Source organism: Mariniflexile sp. (assembly GCF_041583155.1).
Taxonomy (GTDB): domain Bacteria; phylum Bacteroidota; class Bacteroidia; order Flavobacteriales; family Flavobacteriaceae; genus Mariniflexile.
The window spans coordinates 1-16,804 of record NZ_JBFHGK010000049.1 but is presented as its reverse complement, the minus strand read 5'-3'; the positions used below and the strand labels follow the sequence as shown (position 1 = coordinate 16,804).

Genomic DNA, 16,804 nt, shown 5'->3' with positions numbered 1-16,804 from the left:
ATTCCTAGCTATTATGACTTATAAAATGCTAGCTTCATCTTTTACTTTATTTTAAAAAAAAATAAAGCATCAAAGCAATTTTAAAAAAACCTTGATGCCGTATAAATCTTTTGGAATGTAAAACCTAACTTAATGCAAAAGTCCCGCTACCGAAATGTAACGTTCCCCAGTGTCGTAGTTAATAGTTAAAATCGTTTCTTCACCATTTAAACTTTTTAATTGTTTCCTAACAGCTGCCAAAGAGGCGCCTGTAGAAATCCCTACTAAAATACCTTCCTGTTTTGCAATGTTCTGAACTTCAGCAAACGCTTCTTCTTTCGTAATTTTAATAACGCCATCAATTATTTTAGTGTTAAATACTTCTGGAATAAATCCTGGCCCAATGCCTTGAAGCGGATGTGGTCCAGGTTCGCCACCAGAAATTACCGGAGAATCATTTGGCTCTACCGCGATTACTTTCAATGTAGAAAATGTTTCTTTTAACACTTCTGCCATTCCTGTGATATGGCCACCAGTACCTACACCTGTAATTAAATAATCCAAACCATCAGGAAAATCATTAGCGACTTCTAAAGCCGTTGTTTTACGATGAATTTCTGGGTTGGATGGATTTGTGAATTGTGATGGCATCCATGCATTTTTGTTGTTAGCCACCAATTCATTGGCCTTTGCAATGGTTCCACCTAAACCTAATTCTTTAGGAGTTAACACTAAATTTGCACCATAAGCTGCCATTAAAGCTCTACGCTCAACAGACATGGATTCTGGCATAACTAACGTAAGTTTATAGTTTTTTACTGCAGCAACCATAGCCAAGCCTATCCCGGTGTTTCCCGATGTGGGCTCAATAATTTCGGTATCTTTTGTTAGAATGTTTTTTTTCTCAGCATCTTCAATCATTGCTAATGCAATTCTATCTTTAATGCTCCCTCCCGGATTTGCTTTTTCAAGTTTCATCCAAACATTTGCATTTGGAAATAATTTAGACAATCTCACAGTTGGTGTATGACCAATGCTTTCTAATATGTTATTGAATTTCATAATCCTCTATTTATATAGAGTAAATATAATTATTTAATTTCATTAAGAATAGCGATCGTTTTATGTCTTTATAAAACTTTTCAGTTTCATAGTACATCTTTATAAATCAATAAGCACTTTAAAACCTTAAACCTTGTTTAGCATATTTAGACACAAATTTTCTCAACTTTATTCATACTAAAGGCCTATTTAATTTAAAACCCATTAAATCACTAACAAAAAAAAATCATCAAAACAGTATAGTAAAGCAACTTTTACTTTTTTGCTTTACTAAAACTTGCATGATGATTTTTATGGATTTTTTATTCAGGTTCTACTTTACATCTCTCACTAAGCGAACATAATTTATAATGCGTTCTTCATTCTCAGTAGCTGGGCCATTTTTTACTTTGGTATCAAAACGTACTGCTCCTGCCCCGTGAATATCAGCACCATCATGATCTACCGCATAACCAAAGGCTACATAATCGGCAAAATACATCCCACTAATTTTTTCACTACCTGCCGATGTGCTTGTCCAGAAATAAGGGTAATCGGCATTTCTGGCCTCATTCAGTATTTTTGAAATATTAAAAAATTTAGTATCGATGGCAGGAAACCTCCCTGAATACTCCACAATACTTTGTAATTCTTTTACGTTTGGCAAGCGCCAATCGGTGTATCCCGCATAATCCGAATTTTCAGCATAAGCTAAAGCATCTTCCCAATTCATTCCTCTTTTACTATCATTTTTACTCCACATTAATCCAGTAGCTTTATCTGTAATGGTAGTATCACCATTATCAACAAAGTCATTTATCCCGTAAATATCACCACGAACGGCACGCACATATCTTCTGCCATCTAATGCTTTAATGTGTCCTGTCCAATCATTAACTATAAAGGCAAGTCTCTTTTTGGATTCGGGCGTATTAACCAAATAAAAATTACTAGACCATGTATGTTGGTCGCGTTGTTCACCTCCGTCTTTACTAACTAAATTAAAGTACGTAGTATCGAGATAAGGCCATCCAGTAGATTGATCTCGTATGGACCATAATTCTTTTATGGTAGGCATTCGCCAATCGGTATATCCCCCTAGGTTAAGGTTTTCACAATAAGTTGCAGCTTCTACCCAACCTTTACTTTCGGTTGACTGATCTTGTGCCCACATTAATCCTGTAACATTATCGGTAACGGTTCCATTACCGTTATCGGTAAACGACATTTTTTGTCCCTTTTGATAATGCCCGTCCTGACCGTAGAAAGCATCTCCACTCTTCAAATTGTCAACTTTATTTCCAACAGCATCATAAGTATTTATCTGACCTGTGGCAGGAAGCGTATAATTTTTTGAAGATATCGCAGTGGTTTTAGTTTCGCTAGTTTTCATGCTGGCGAGCACCTCTTCAATAGTTGGTAATTGCTCATCTGCTCGCGGTGGCCTACCTTCCGAAGGGCGCCCTTCTGGTTTGGGTGCTTTATTTAATTCTTCTTCTACAATATAACCATCGTGATTAACGTCTATTTTAGAGAAATCCTTTTTTAAAGGCCCCTTTACTTCACTTTCGGCTAACTTGCCATCTTTGTTACTATCCATTTCAGATAGCATTTCTGCGATGGTTGGTCTTTCTTCACTTTGAGGTCTTTGGCGCTGTTCGCCTTGTTCATGTGGTCCCGAAGATTGGTAATTATTATCTTGATTTTGTGCAAAACCGTAAATTGACAATGCCATAAAACCTAAGGCAAACACGTTTACTTTCATATCATTTTGAATTATCATAACACTTGTTTTTATATAGGTATTTAGACAAGTATTATTCTAAAAGCTTGTGTTTAAATTCCCTATTAATAAAATTTTAACAAGGGCACCCAGCTTTTTAAAATCAAATGAAATGGTTTCATTCCTTTTTCACATTAATTATTGGCACACTTACAATTTCGAAAGTTGCAGAAGCTAATTGTACTTTACCTTCTGTTTTTTGAATTTCAATACCAATTAGTTCATTTAATAAGTGTTTTGTATATCTTCTTTTTTTATAATCTACTATGTAACGCAAATTGAATTGCATCCAATTGTCGGTCATCGTTATTGCTAAAGTTGGATGAACCTCAGCGTTTTCAATATAGTATTTGTTAACAACTTGACTCCATTCTTCCTTAGAGTTTAACACATATTCAGATAAAGTTTCAGAAGCAATTCTCACAACGATTGCTTTAGCGAGTTCAATATCCGAACCATACCGGATAGGAATATTAAATTCATCCCACACAAACGGAAAATCCCTTGAGTAGTTATATACAGGTCCTTTAAATACGAAGGCATTACTCAATTTTACAATTCTTCCGCTATAATTATCGCTGGACACCCATTCCCCAATTTCCATCATGGTGGTGTAAATACTATCAATATCTATAACATCGCCTTTAATTTTGTTAATTTCTATTCTATCGCCAGGTTTATATACACCAACAAAAAAGATATAAAAAGACCCAGCCACACTTAAAATTAACTCTTGCAAGGTTATTGTAATACCCGCTGTAAATAAGCCTATAGCTAGCGCAAAATCTTTAATATTACCAGTGAAAAATGAAATGGTTACTAGAATAAGTAAAAAATAACCAAAAAACTCTACTGCTTTTTGAGATTTATATCTAACCGTTGTATCCAGAAGTTTTCTTCTTAACAGGCGTCTTAAAAAAGCAATAGCAGACAATATAAATATTGCCCAGATTAGATATTTAACAATACTGGAAGAAATAGGATGGGCATCCATCCATTGACTTATATACTCAAGTAGTTCCATTGGTTTTTAGACAACACGGATACAACTGTGTGCTTCTTCCTCTAATTTAGTAAATAATTTAGGTAAACTCACATATGAAAACCTATTTCTTTAAGATGAAGCTCAGTTTGTTGCTTACACTACCTATTGCGCCAAAAGAATGGTGTAAATAAAATAAGTACTGTAAATAATTCCAAACGTCCAATAAGCATTAAAAAAGAAGCCCACCACTGGGCTAAAAGTGGTAACGCCGCATAATTATTTACGGGTCCGAAATTACCAAGTGCAGGACCAACATTACCCAAACTTGATGCAGATAAACCAATGGCAGATGTAAAATCGATGTCGAACATAGAAAATACCAAAGCACCTATAATAAACGATAACATATAAAGTATAAAAAATGCCAACACATTAAATACTATAAACCTGTTTATAGCCTTATTATTATATCGAACTGGTACAATTGCACTTGGATGAAGTGTGCGTTTAAATTCCAAAAAACCATTTTTAATAAGTATGAGGTGACGCACCACTTTTACACCTCCAGAAGTACTCCCAGACGAGCCCCCTAGAAACATAAGTCCAAAAAACATAACCACTAAAAAAGGAGTCCATAATGTATAATCTGCCGATACAAAACCCGTAGTTGTAATAACAGTTAGAACTTGAAATAAAGCATGTCTGAAAGCACTTTCAGCTTCTCCCCATACCATGGGATGGTGTATTGATGAAACAGAAACATCGGCTCTGAAATATATAATAAGTGCAGCAATAATTGAAAAAACAACGACAAATTTAAAATAGAGTTTAAACTCTTCATCATGAATTATTTTTTGAACTTTACCCTTAAAAGCAAAGTAACTTAACACAAAATTGGCGCCTGCCAAAAACATAAATAAGATGATAATATATTGAATTACAGGCTGATCATTCCAATAAGCAACACTGGCATTTTTAGTTGAAAAACCACCTGTTGATAAGGTTGCCATAGAATGATTAATAGCATCAAAAAATGACATTCCAGCTAATTGAAGTAATATTGTTTCTGCAGCCGTATAACCAAAATAGATTAGCCATAAACGCTTGGCAGTATCTGTAATTCTAGGATGAAGTTTATCGGCACTTGGTCCTGGAGCTTCGGCGGCAAACAGCTGCATACCTCCTATACCTAATAATGGTAAAATTGCTATGGCCAGCACAATAATCCCCATACCTCCTATCCAATGGGTGGTACTGCGCCAAAATAAAACACCTTTAGGTATAATTTCAATATCGTTTAATATTGATGAACCTGTTGTGGTATAGCCAGACATGGTTTCAAAAAAAGCATTTGTAAAATTGGGAATACTTCCTGTTATAACATAAGGAAGCGTACCACATAAAGACATCAAAATCCAACCAAAAGTTACAACTATATAACCTTCACGTTTATTAATTTCTTTTTTATGCTTCTTGGTTAAAAACATGGCAATTGCACCAGCAATCAAGGTAAATATACCGGAAAGCGCTATTTCATAAGTAACGCCATCCTTATAAAAATAACTTACCAAAGCCGATAATAGCATGAATGCACCATTAAATAATAACAGTAATCCTAAAAAATGAAAAATGATTTTATAATTGAGTTTCAATGCTAATCCTGTTTAATAATAATTTTTAAAGGAATAATTTTTCAACGCGTTTTATAGATTGCAACAAACAGCATACTACTACCCTATCGCCTTCCTGAATTTTAAAATTACCAAGGGCTATCATTCCTGCACCGTTTCTAATTACACCACCAATAATAGCTGATCTCGGAAAATCGATTGATTTTATTGTTTTGTTACAAACTGCCGATGAGCCTTTCACTTCAAACTCTAACAATTCTGCATTTAAATTATTTAGTTTGGTCATTGCAACTACTTCACCTCTACGGATATATCTAAAAATATTATTCGCTGCCAATAGCTTTTTATTCACTAAGGTATCAATACCGATGGAGTGCGACAATTCAAAATAATCCATATTTTCAACTAGGGCTATGGTTTTTTTAACCCCTTTGGATTTAGCAACTAAGCATGACATAATATTGGTTTCGGAGTTTTCACCAACGGCAATAAAAGCATCCATATCACTTAGGTTTTCTTCATCTAATAAATCGACATTACGTCCGTCGCTATTTATAACCAGCACCTTGGTTAATAGTTCCGCAAGTTCGAAAGCGCGATCTCTATTACCTTCTAGAAGTTTTACATTAAAACCCTTATTACTTAAATCTCTAGAAGTTTTAAAACCAATTTGTGTTCCGCCTAAAACCATCACGTTTTTAATGGCTCTATTTAACTTCCCACTTAATTTACATAATTCGTCGTGACCACCTTCGGTAGTTATAAACACCACATTATCCCCACGTTTAAACTTAGTATCCCCACGTGGAATGATAGTAAACTGGGTACCAAAACGTTGAATTGCAATAGGCACAAAGTGTAATTCCGGAAAAACCTCAGCAGCTTGTTTCACGGTTTTACCAACAAAAGAAGCCGATTTAGATAGCGTTAAACCCGCCATAGTAAGCGCCCCATTTTCGAACTCATAATTTTCGTTAAAAGACGATTGTTTTAGTGATAATTCTATTTCTGAGGCCGCTAAAGCTTCCGGTGAAATTAGTTCATCTATACCAAACTTGGTAAACCCAACTTCATCCTTATGATGTATAAACTCCGTGTTCGTTATTCTGGCAATGGTTCTTTTAGCACCTAACTGTTTAGCGAGAACACAAATTGTAATATTAGTAGTTTCACTAGAGGTTACTGCTATAAACAAATCACTTTTATCAATGCGTGCTTCCTTTAAAATAGCAATAGAAGTGGCATCACCTTTTATAACTCTAATATCTAAATGCGTATCAGCGTAGGCTAAACTTGTTTTGTTTGGGTCTATTAAGGTAATTTCTTGAGACTCGTAAGATAGTAACTTGGCCAAATGAAAGCCAACTTCACCCGCACCAGCAATAATTATTTTCATCTTTATTTATTAACTTTTTTTATCGTCAAGTGCAACATACCAGAAATTGTTTCTAGTTTTCAGAACAATCTTTAGTAGCTGTTTCATTAATTTAATTACATAAAAAAGTACTGCAATATACTATAAATTACAATCTTTATCTTAAAAAGAGCGTTGTTTGGTTTATAAATGTGGTAAAAGTTAAAATAACTCAAAAAAACCTTCAAACATCCTTGTATTTAATCTGCATAGATCTTGATAGTTATTTTAAAGTAGAAATAAATAATGTAGATTTGCAAAAAAAAAGCATTGTCGAAAATTAAGCCTTACAAAAACAGCGATTTAGGAAAAAAAGAACAAGTTACCCAAATGTTTGACACCATTTCTGGTGATTATGACGGGTTAAATCGTGTTATTTCCTTTGGAATAGATATTAAATGGCGCAAAAAAGTAGTTAAACTGGTAAAAGAAAGTAACCCAGAAACTATTTTGGATATTGCCACCGGAACGGGTGATTTAGCAATTAATCTAGCCGAAACCAACGCCTCTAAAATTGTTGGTTTAGACATTAGTAGTGGCATGCTGGAAATTGGCAAAGAAAAAATAAAGAAAAAAGCTTTAGAAGGCAAGATAGACATGATTTTAGGCGATAGCGAAAATATGCCATTTGAAGATAATAGTTTTGATGCTATAACCGTAGCCTTTGGCGTTCGTAACTTTGAAACCCTAGAAAATGGTTTGAAAGAAATTTACCGAGTACTAAAACCAAACGGAACCTTTGTTATTTTAGAAACTTCTATCCCTATTAAAACCCCATACAAACAAGGTTATAAATTTTACACAAAAAATATTTTACCACTTATTGGAAAAATCTTTTCTAAAGATAGAAGTGCTTATAAATATTTATGCGAATCGGCATCTGTTTTTCCTTATGGTGATGCTTTAAACAATATTTTGAGAAAAATTGGGTTTATTAATGTTGAGGATTTTCCACAAACATTTGGTGTGGCGACCATCTATAAATCGTCAAAATAAAACTTATGAGGCATTTTTTTGCATTAATATCCATTTTATTCATTATTGAAACTTCTAATGCACAGTTATTTAGAAAAGAAAAAGTAACTTATGATGCTAATCAAGGAAGAGGCACAACCGATTATAATTTACTGCGTTGGGGCTACTTTTTAGGTATCAATAATTATGATTTCAATTTTGATTACAATGAAGACTTACGTGATATTTATGTGAAACGAAGTCCTGGTTTTAGCGTAGGATTAATAGGGAATTTACGCATTAATAATTTTATGGATTTGCGTTTAGAACCAGGATTATTAATTACCACACGCGAGCTTTATTACAGTCAATCGAATTTTGAAGAACCCACAGTTACAGAAACCGACTTAACCAGAGAAGTAAAGTCAACTTACATACACGTCCCTTTACTGCTTAAAATATCTACAAAACGTGTAAATAATTTTAAACCATTTATTGTTGGAGGTGTATCAACCGCCCTAAATTTATCAAGTAACGAAACCAACCCTAACGATAACGCAAACGGGCAATTTAGAACTACAAAAAACAACTTATTTTATGAACTTGGTTTTGGAATCGATTTTTACTTATACAACTTTAAATTTACGCCATCCATTCGTGGTCTTTTTGGTATTAACGATGAATTAGTTCGTGATGAAAACCCTGACAGCCCTTGGACGAGCAACATAAACAGCATGCAAAGCAGAGGTGTTTTTGTGAATTTCACATTTCAATAATAGTTAGTCGTTTAGCTGTTTTCTACATAACTTTTCGGTTCACCTTCTTCTAAACTCACTTAACAAAATAGCCGTTGCAGTAGCAACATTTAAACTTTCGGTAGCTTGTAAATCACCAAATCTTGGAATTGAAATTTTTTCGGTTACCGTAGCTTCCACCTCTTTTGAAACGCCATTAGCCTCATTTCCCATAATTAGAATACCTTCTTCAGGCAATTGTTTGTTATAAACAGCTTCACCTTCCATAAAGGCTCCAAAAACAGGAAGCTTGTTAGTTTTTATAAAATCTATCAAATCTACATAACTTACATTAACACGGGTTATAGATCCCATCGTGGATTGAATTACTTTGGGGTTAAAACAATCAACTGTTTCTTTGCTACAAACCAATTCTTTCACCCCAAACCAATCGCAAAGTCTAATTATTGTACCTAAATTACCCGGATCTCTAACATCATCAAGCGCCACTATAAGTCCCTTATTATCAATAGGCTTCGGTTTTGGTATTTCAAAAATAGCTAAAGCTGTATTAGGTGTTGTTAAAAAACTAATGCGTTTTAATTCGGTCTGAGAAATTAAAACTTCAGTCTTGGCATCAATATTGAAGGATTCCGTCGTATATAATTCATGAAGCTTTAAACGAGATGCCAACAGTTCTTTGATGGTTTTAACACCCTCAACAACAAAAAAACCATGTTGCTGTCTTTGTTTTTTTTGCTTTAAACTCGTTATTAATTTAATCTGGTTTTTAGAGAGCATGTACATATTTTAATGTCTATATTTTATATAAAGAAATGAAAAAATGGCTGTTTTAACTTGAAAGTAATTAAATGTTTTTTTCAATAGAAATAATGTATTTTTGAAATCGCAAAGCAGTTAATTTTAATTTTAATGCTCAACAAAAACCTTTTTAATCTGATTAATTTTAAAAGCATTTGAAATGAATCAAAAAAACGCTTTAAAAAAATTGAATTTTCAATATGCAAATAACATCTGGTCATTTTATAAAAACGAAAATTAACAGATGAAACAACAGCCCTCAAAAATACTACTTTTAGTTCTAATTACAGTACTCTTATTTGCCTGCGATGCCGTTAAGCGTGTTCCAGACAATCAATACTTATTAAACGATAACACTGTTTTTATAAACGGTAAAAGAGAACAAACAGAAACTATCAATAATTTACTATACCAAGAGCCAAATATAAAAATACCTGTAATTGGTGTGCCATTGCGTTTGCATTTATACAATTTGGCCCGAAATAACAGAGACTCGTTGTTTGAAGCTTGGTTGGACGAAAAACCGAACCGAAGAGAACGATTAACCAAAAGGTTATCCAAAAAACAATTAGATAAATTAAAAGAATCGGCGGTAGGTTTTAACAATTGGTTACGAAACAATGGCGAAGCACCTGTTATTGTGGATGAAGCGAAATCTAAAAAATCTTTAGAACGACTAGAAGCCTATTATATTAATAATGGCTGGTTTGATGTAGAAGCAAATTATGATATTGAAAAAAAAGACAATAAACGTGCTGATATTAAATACACCGTAGAAACCGGGGAGCCATATGTTTTAGATACAATAACTGAAAAAATAAAATCTAATGTAATTGATTCTTTATATCAAAATTTCAAAAAGAACACATTCATAAAACGTAACGAACAATACAAAAGCGACAATTTTGCTCAAGAACGTGAACGAATTTCTAATGCTTTACGCAACTCTGGCGTGTACCACTTTAATCAAGATTATGTGAGTTTTGATATGGATACCATTGGTACCAATAAAAAAGTGAATGTTGAAGTTCAAATTCAAAACAGAGCCATCCGAACACCAGATTCTATTCAAAGGGTTCCTTTCCAAATTTATAAAATAAAAGATGTAAACATAATAACCGATTACACTTTTGAGAATAGAAATTTACCATTTCAAGATTCAATCACTTATAAAGGTTATAAAATTTATAGTTACAATAAAATAAAATACCGGCCAAAAGCGCTTACCGACGCCATATTTATAACGCCAAAAACTATTTTTAAGGATAGCGACCGTACCCTTTCATACAGGCATATTAACGAATTACGCACCTTTAAATATCCAAATATTGAATATATAGAAAATGCAGACAACACATTAACAGATTCTATTCGATTAACGCCTTTAAAAAAATTCAGTTTAGGATTTAGCACCGATGCTTCCACGAGTAATATTCAGTCCATTGGATTTTCATTAAACCCTAGTTTATTAATTAGAAATGTTTTTAGAGGTGCTGAAACTTTAGAACTTTCAGGAATTGGTTCCATAGGTGCCTCAAAAAATGCTTCAAGAAACAATGTTTCCGACCCTTTTTTTGACATTAATGAAATTGGAGCCGATTTAAAATTAACGATTCCAAGATTCTTTTTTCCGTATAATACCGAAAAAATTATACCAAAGTATATGTCTCCAAGTACCAAAATCAGTTTATCAATTACCAGTCAAACAAACATTGGTTTAGATAAACAGACGTTTAGTGGTATTTTTAATTACAATTGGGCACCATCACCAAAGGTTACTAATAGACTCGATGTGTTTAACATTCAATATGTTAGAAATTTAAACGTTGAAAACTATTTCAATGTTTACGAAAACTCATATAGCTCTTTAAACAGCATTGCTCAAGATGTGAATTATATAGATTCGGATACAGATTTAGGCATTCCTACCGAAACAAATGCATTTTTAGCATATGTGCTAGCAGAAAACACACCTTCCGAAATTTCAGAAACTCAACTAACTACTGTAAACAGTATTAATGAGCGTAAAAACAGACTAACTGAAAACAACTTAATTTTATCATCAAGTTTTAGTTTTACAAATGATGAACGTACTAATTTGTTTGATGACGACTTTTCTATTTTTAAATTCAAGTTAGAAGTAGCAGGTAACATTATTTCTAGTTTGTCTAGTGCCCTCGGCCTTGAAAAAAATTCAGATAACCGCTATGAACTTTTTAACGTTGCCTATTCACAATACATTAAAACGGAATTGGATTACATAAAACACTGGGAATTAGGTAAAAAAAATGTACTCGCTGCGCGCACGTATTTCGGCATTGCAGTTCCATACGGTAATTCTAGCAATATTCCGTTTTCAAAAAGTTTTTTTGCCGGTGGCCCCAACGATAATCGTGCTTGGACAGCCTATAGTTTAGGACCCGGAAGTTCTGCCTCTACCAACGAATTTAACGAAGCGAATTTAAAATTAGCGCTTAGTATAGAACAGCGCTTTAATATATTTTCAAATTTAAACGGTGCTTTTTTCATTGATGCTGGAAACATATGGAATGCGTTGGATGATGTTACTGATGAAAACTCCACTTTCACAAATCTTAGTTCTTTAAAAGATATCGCAGTAGGTTCCGGATTGGGTTTACGTTACGATTTTAGTTTCTTTGTGTTTCGTTTTGATATTGGATTTAAAACCTACGACCCTGCATACCAAGAAGAAAACAGATGGTTTAACGACTATAATTTTTCAAATGCTGTTTATAACATAGGCATAAATTATCCTTTCTAAAATTTAAATAATTAGTTGAAAACTATAACGTTTTAGTGCTCTTTTAATATTTTAAAATTCAAAAATGAACACTAAATATTTAAAAATTGATTACTTTTGAAACTCACAATCTAAAATAAAATTGAAAATAATTATGGGACATAACATAAAACCAGGAGTTGCTACAGGAAAAGAAGTGCAAGCCATTTTTAAATTAGCTAAAGAAAAAGGATTTGCTTTACCAGCAGTAAACGTAATCGGATCAAACACGATTAACGGCGTATTAGAAACTGCAGCATCTTTAAATGCACCTGTTATTATTCAGTTTTCTAATGGTGGAGCACAATTTAATGCCGGAAAAGGCTTAAACAATGATGGTCAAAAAGCGGCTATCGCTGGAGCCATTGCTGGAGCAAAACATGTGCATACATTAGCTGAAGCCTATGGTGTTCCTGTAATTTTACATACAGACCACTGTGCAAAAAAATTATTACCTTGGATAGACGGCTTATTGGATGCTAGTGAAAAACATTTTGCTGAAACTGGAAAATCACTTTTCAGCTCGCATATGATTGATCTTTCAGAAGAGCCAATTGAAGAAAACATTGAAATTTGCAAAACCTATTTAGAGCGTATGAGCAAAATGGATATGACCTTAGAAATTGAATTAGGTATCACTGGTGGTGAAGAAGATGGTGTAGATAATACAGATGTAGACGATTCTAAACTATATACACAACCAGAAGAAGTAGCTTATGCATATGAAGAATTAAGTAAAGTAAGCGATCAGTTTACTATTGCTGCTGCATTTGGTAACGTACACGGTGTTTACAAACCAGGAAATGTTAAATTAACACCAAAAATCTTAAAAAATTCTCAAGATTATATTTCTAAAAAATACGGTGTAGGTCATAACCACATTGATTTTGTATTCCATGGTGGATCTGGTTCTACAGTTGAAGAAATTCGTGAAGGAATTAGCTACGGTGTAATTAAAATGAACATTGATACAGATTTACAATATGCATTCATGGAAGGTATCCGTGATTATATGGGATCTAAAGCTGAATATTTAAAATCTCAAATTGGAAGCCCTGAAGGCCCGGATTCTCCAAACAAAAAACATTACGACCCACGTGTTTGGTTACGTGCAGGTGAAGTTACTTTTGTAGAGCGTTTAAAAAAGGCTTTCGAAGACCTTAACAATGTAAACACACTATAAGGAATAATCTCCTTTTTATTAAATATAAAAAATCCTGTTTTTTGCAGGATTTTTTCATTTATAAATACTTACAAAAACAATTTCATCAATAAAAAAACAAGTGTGTAATACCAAAATTAAAATAAAGCTTTAATTTTGTAATCTAGCTTTTTGCTTTTTGCTACACAAAAAAGCAACTAAAACATTAAAAAACAACGATATAAAGGTTTTTAATCGGAAATCGTAAATCATAAATTGTAAATCACTATGTCTTGGTTTAAAAGAAAAACAAAAGGAATAACAACCACAACGGAAGAAAAAAAGGACACACCTAGAGGGTTATGGTACAAATCACCGACCGGAAAGATTGTAGATGCGGAAGAATTAGAGAAAAATTTCTACGTAAGTCCGGAAGATGGGTACCATGTTCGTATAGGTAGTAAAGAATATTTTGAAATTCTTTTTGACGATAATAAATTTAAAGAATTAGATGCTAATTTAGAATCTAAAGATCCTTTAAAATTTGTTGATACTAAAAAATATCCTGATCGTTTAAAATCGGCTCAAGAAAAAACCAAATTAAAAGATGCCATTCGCGTAGGTGTAGGTAAATCTAAAGGAAAAGACATTGTAATAGCCTGTATGGATTTTGCGTTTATTGGAGGTTCTATGGGAAGTGTTGTAGGTGAAAAAATTGCACGTGCTGCCGATTACTCTTTAAAGAAAAAAATTCCTTTAATGGTAATATCAAAATCCGGTGGTGCTCGTATGATGGAAGCTGCATTATCCTTAATGCAATTGGCTAAAACATCGGTGAAATTAGCTCAATTAGCGGAAGCAAACATTCCTTATATATCCCTATGTACCGACCCAACAACTGGTGGAACTACAGCTTCCTTTGCTATGTTAGGTGATATTAATATTGCAGAGCCCGGTGCCTTAATTGGTTTTGCAGGACCGCGTGTAGTAAAAGACACAACAGGTAAAGATTTACCAGACGGATTTCAAACTTCTGAGTTTTTATTAGAACACGGATTTTTAGATTTTATAACTTTAAGAAAAGATTTAAAAGATAAAATAAATCAGTATTTAGATTTAATATTAAATCAACCTTTAAGAGCTTAATATCTTTTCAATAAAATAATTATCAGGCCTGTTTCTTTTTAAAATGATACAGGTCTTTTTTATTCAATTCAGATTGGGTATTGTTAGGATCTTTAAAATAAATTAAAAATTCAGAACCCACATTAACCTGACTGTTTACCTCTATCTTACCGCCTATAGATTCTATTTGATTTTTTGTAATAAATAAGCCAATACCTTTTGAATCCTTATTTCTATGAAAGGTTTGGTACAATGAAAACAACTTTTTACCATGTTTTTCTAAATCGAGCCCTAAACCATTATCCTTCACACTTAACACAACAAAACCATCTTTAAGGGTAGTACTCAATGTTATCACCGCTTCTCTATCCTCTGCTTTATATTTAATAGCGTTGGTTAACAAATTAAGCACAATACTATCCAAATATGCCTCAATACCAGTAACTTGAACAGATTTATCTATTAAATTTTCAATTCGGCAATTGTTATTTTTAGCCAATGAACTAACATTATATATAGCATTTACAGCAAAACTATACAAGTTGAGTGATTTCAATTCCTCTTTGTCGTATTTGGAGAATTTGGCTATTTCTGTTAAATGTTCAACCGTTTCCTGTAAATTACAAATAGCTTGCTTTAGGGTTAAAAAACTTTCATTTGCTTTTGTTTCTTGAATTTCATCTTCAACAAAATCACTTAAAGTCATCAAATTACCAGCATGCGTTCTCAAATTATGAGTTATAATTCTAGAAAAGTTTAATAAGCGTTCGTTTTGCTCCTTTATTACCTCTGCTATAATTTCTTTTTCGCTCTCCTCCTGCTTTTGTTCAGTTATATCCTGAACTTGTGCTATAAAATATTTAGGTTTATCATTACTTTCCCGTACTAACGACACCGATAATTGCGCCCAAATTATACTGCCATTTTTCTTAAAATAGCGCTTTTGCATTTTATAGCTCTCTATTTTTTTTGCTAAAAGGTTCCTTACATTTTTTAAATCGCTTTTTACGTCTTCTTTATGTGTTATGTCTTGAAAGCTTAAATTTAGTAACTCATCATCACTATATCCTAAAATTTCGCATAAGCTTTTACTAACCAACAACCATTTACCGTCCAACCCAACTATAGCAATGCCATGATACAAATTGTTAAAAATATCTGGCAATAAATCAGGGTCTATGGTTCCTGCAATTATTTTTTCCATATTTAGAATAAGTAATAATTTAATTACGTCAATTTAGTGAAAATTTTACAAAAAAAGAGATATTGTTAAATCATAATTAATTAGTATATTTGCCGCTCGAAAGATAGACTTTCGTTTACATAACAATTATTTACAATAATATTAGCATGTATTTAGATCAAAAAGAGAAAGAAGCCATCTTTACAAAACACGGTAAAGATGCAAAAGACACAGGTTCTGCAGAAGGACAAATTGCATTATTCACTTACAGAATTAATCACTTAACTGAGCATTTAAAAAAGAATCGTAAAGATTATAATACGGAGCGTTCATTAGTAAAATTAGTAGGTAAAAGAAGAAGCTTATTAGATTACTTAACTAAGAAAGATATCTTAAGATATCGTGCGATAGTAAAAGAATTAGGATTAAGAAAATAAAAAAAAGAGGCTTTTTAGCCTCTTTTTTGTTTTTGCGTTAGGGATTGAAGCAAAAATCCTTTTTAATTAAAAATAAAATTAGTAATTGTAGGTATTAGAATTTGGCAGATTGCCCCGTACTTCGTACTTTCAATGGCGTTTTAAAAAGATTGTAGCGAAAAGCCCGACCTTTAGGTAACGCCCAAATAAATTAAAGTTACATGGTCATTACGAGAAAAGTAACGACGTGGTAATCTATTGAAAGAAACAGATTGCCACAGCAAATTGAATAATTTGCTTCGCAATGACGTAAATTAGAAGAAGCTTATTATAGTTTTTCATTGGTCAACACACAACAACTACACACAACAACACAACGACCATTGTTTAATTAGAATTAAAAAAATTTATGATTCCAAAAGTTTTTAAAGAGGTCATAGACCTTGGTGACGGTAGAGAAATTTCTATTGAAACCGGAAAATTAGCAAAACAGGCTCATGGTTCTGTTGTTGTTCAATCTGGGAAATGTATGCTTTTGTGTACTGTTGTTTCCAACTACCAACAAAGTGATGTTGACTTTTTACCGTTAACGGTAGATTACAGAGAAAAATTTGCTGCTGCAGGAAGATACCCTGGTGGTTTCTTTAAAAGAGAAGCAAGACCAAGTGACGGCGAAGTTTTAACGATGCGTTTAGTTGACCGCGTTTTACGTCCGTTATTCCCAAAAGATTATCATGCTGAAACGCAAGTGATGATTCAGTTAATGTCTCATGATGAAGAAGTTATGCCAGATGCT

General features: G+C 33.0%; 13 protein-coding genes and 1 pseudogene. 7 read left to right on the top strand and 7 right to left on the bottom strand.

The features are described 5' to 3' along the window. Positions 1-129 precede the first annotated feature (129 nt). From cysK to trkA, 5 genes are all read right to left on the bottom strand, one after another. The gene (gene cysK, locus ABYI63_RS14640; protein ID WP_372757339.1) at positions 130-1,041 is read right to left on the bottom strand and encodes a cysteine synthase A; all 912 of its coding nucleotides are present in this window, start codon (positions 1,039-1,041) and stop codon (positions 130-132) included. 313 nt (positions 1,042-1,354) lie between these two features. Beyond that, positions 1,355-2,803: a DUF1566 domain-containing protein gene (locus tag ABYI63_RS14635; RefSeq protein ID WP_372757337.1), complete on the bottom strand. Its 1,449-nt coding sequence runs from the start codon at positions 2,801-2,803 to the stop codon at positions 1,355-1,357. Positions 2,804-2,921: 118 nt separating this feature from the next. After that, positions 2,922-3,827 (bottom strand): mechanosensitive ion channel family protein, encoded by a 906-nt coding sequence (locus ABYI63_RS14630; RefSeq protein WP_372757335.1) that lies wholly within the window; start codon positions 3,825-3,827, stop codon positions 2,922-2,924. A 119-nt stretch (positions 3,828-3,946) separates the two neighbouring features. Beyond that, positions 3,947-5,440, bottom strand: a complete 1,494-nt coding sequence (locus ABYI63_RS14625; protein ID WP_372757334.1) for a TrkH family potassium uptake protein — start codon at positions 5,438-5,440, stop codon at positions 3,947-3,949. 25 nt (positions 5,441-5,465) lie between these two features. Next, the gene (gene trkA, locus ABYI63_RS14620) at positions 5,466-6,815 is read right to left on the bottom strand and encodes a Trk system potassium transporter TrkA (RefSeq protein ID WP_372757333.1); all 1,350 of its coding nucleotides are present in this window, start codon (positions 6,813-6,815) and stop codon (positions 5,466-5,468) included. 288 nt (positions 6,816-7,103) lie between these two features. Here trkA and ubiE point away from each other — a divergent pair, with 288 nt between their 5' ends. Continuing rightward, entirely contained in the window at positions 7,104-7,829 is a 726-nt protein-coding gene (gene ubiE / locus ABYI63_RS14615; RefSeq protein ID WP_372757331.1) for a bifunctional demethylmenaquinone methyltransferase/2-methoxy-6-polyprenyl-1,4-benzoquinol methylase UbiE, read from the top strand. 5 nt (positions 7,830-7,834) lie between these two features. Then, a complete protein-coding gene (locus ABYI63_RS14610; protein WP_372757329.1) occupies positions 7,835-8,563 on the top strand; it encodes a porin family protein in 729 nt (242 codons plus the stop codon). A gap of 39 nt (positions 8,564-8,602) precedes the next feature. Here ABYI63_RS14610 and ABYI63_RS14605 read toward each other — a convergent pair whose 3' ends face one another. Then, positions 8,603-9,322, bottom strand: a complete 720-nt coding sequence (locus tag ABYI63_RS14605) for a TrmH family RNA methyltransferase (protein ID WP_372757327.1) — start codon at positions 9,320-9,322, stop codon at positions 8,603-8,605. 265 nt (positions 9,323-9,587) lie between these two features. On the opposite strand from ABYI63_RS14605, the gene ABYI63_RS14600 reads away from it, so the two are divergent. The 3 genes from ABYI63_RS14600 to accD all read left to right on the top strand — a co-directional run bounded on the left by ABYI63_RS14600 (position 9,588) and on the right by accD (position 14,430). Further along, the gene (locus ABYI63_RS14600) at positions 9,588-12,125 is read left to right on the top strand and encodes a BamA/TamA family outer membrane protein (protein WP_372757325.1); all 2,538 of its coding nucleotides are present in this window, start codon (positions 9,588-9,590) and stop codon (positions 12,123-12,125) included. A 133-nt stretch (positions 12,126-12,258) separates the two neighbouring features. After that, entirely contained in the window at positions 12,259-13,326 is a 1,068-nt protein-coding gene (gene fbaA / locus ABYI63_RS14595; RefSeq protein WP_372757324.1) for a class II fructose-bisphosphate aldolase, read from the top strand. A 246-nt stretch (positions 13,327-13,572) separates the two neighbouring features. Next, positions 13,573-14,430 carry an acetyl-CoA carboxylase, carboxyltransferase subunit beta gene (gene accD / locus ABYI63_RS14590; RefSeq protein WP_372757323.1) on the top strand — a complete coding sequence of 286 codons (858 nt, stop codon included), beginning with the start codon at positions 13,573-13,575 and terminating at the stop codon, positions 14,428-14,430. Between the two features lie 22 nt (positions 14,431-14,452). On the opposite strand, the gene ABYI63_RS14585 is transcribed toward accD, so the two are convergent. Then, the gene (locus ABYI63_RS14585) at positions 14,453-15,613 is read right to left on the bottom strand and encodes a PAS domain S-box protein (RefSeq protein WP_372757322.1); all 1,161 of its coding nucleotides are present in this window, start codon (positions 15,611-15,613) and stop codon (positions 14,453-14,455) included. 146 nt (positions 15,614-15,759) lie between these two features. On the opposite strand from ABYI63_RS14585, the gene rpsO reads away from it, so the two are divergent. Then, the gene (rpsO, locus tag ABYI63_RS14580; protein ID WP_372757320.1) at positions 15,760-16,029 is read left to right on the top strand and encodes a 30S ribosomal protein S15; all 270 of its coding nucleotides are present in this window, start codon (positions 15,760-15,762) and stop codon (positions 16,027-16,029) included. Positions 16,030-16,417: 388 nt separating this feature from the next. Beyond that, positions 16,418-16,804: pseudogene (locus ABYI63_RS14575) on the top strand (polyribonucleotide nucleotidyltransferase); the annotation flags it as partial.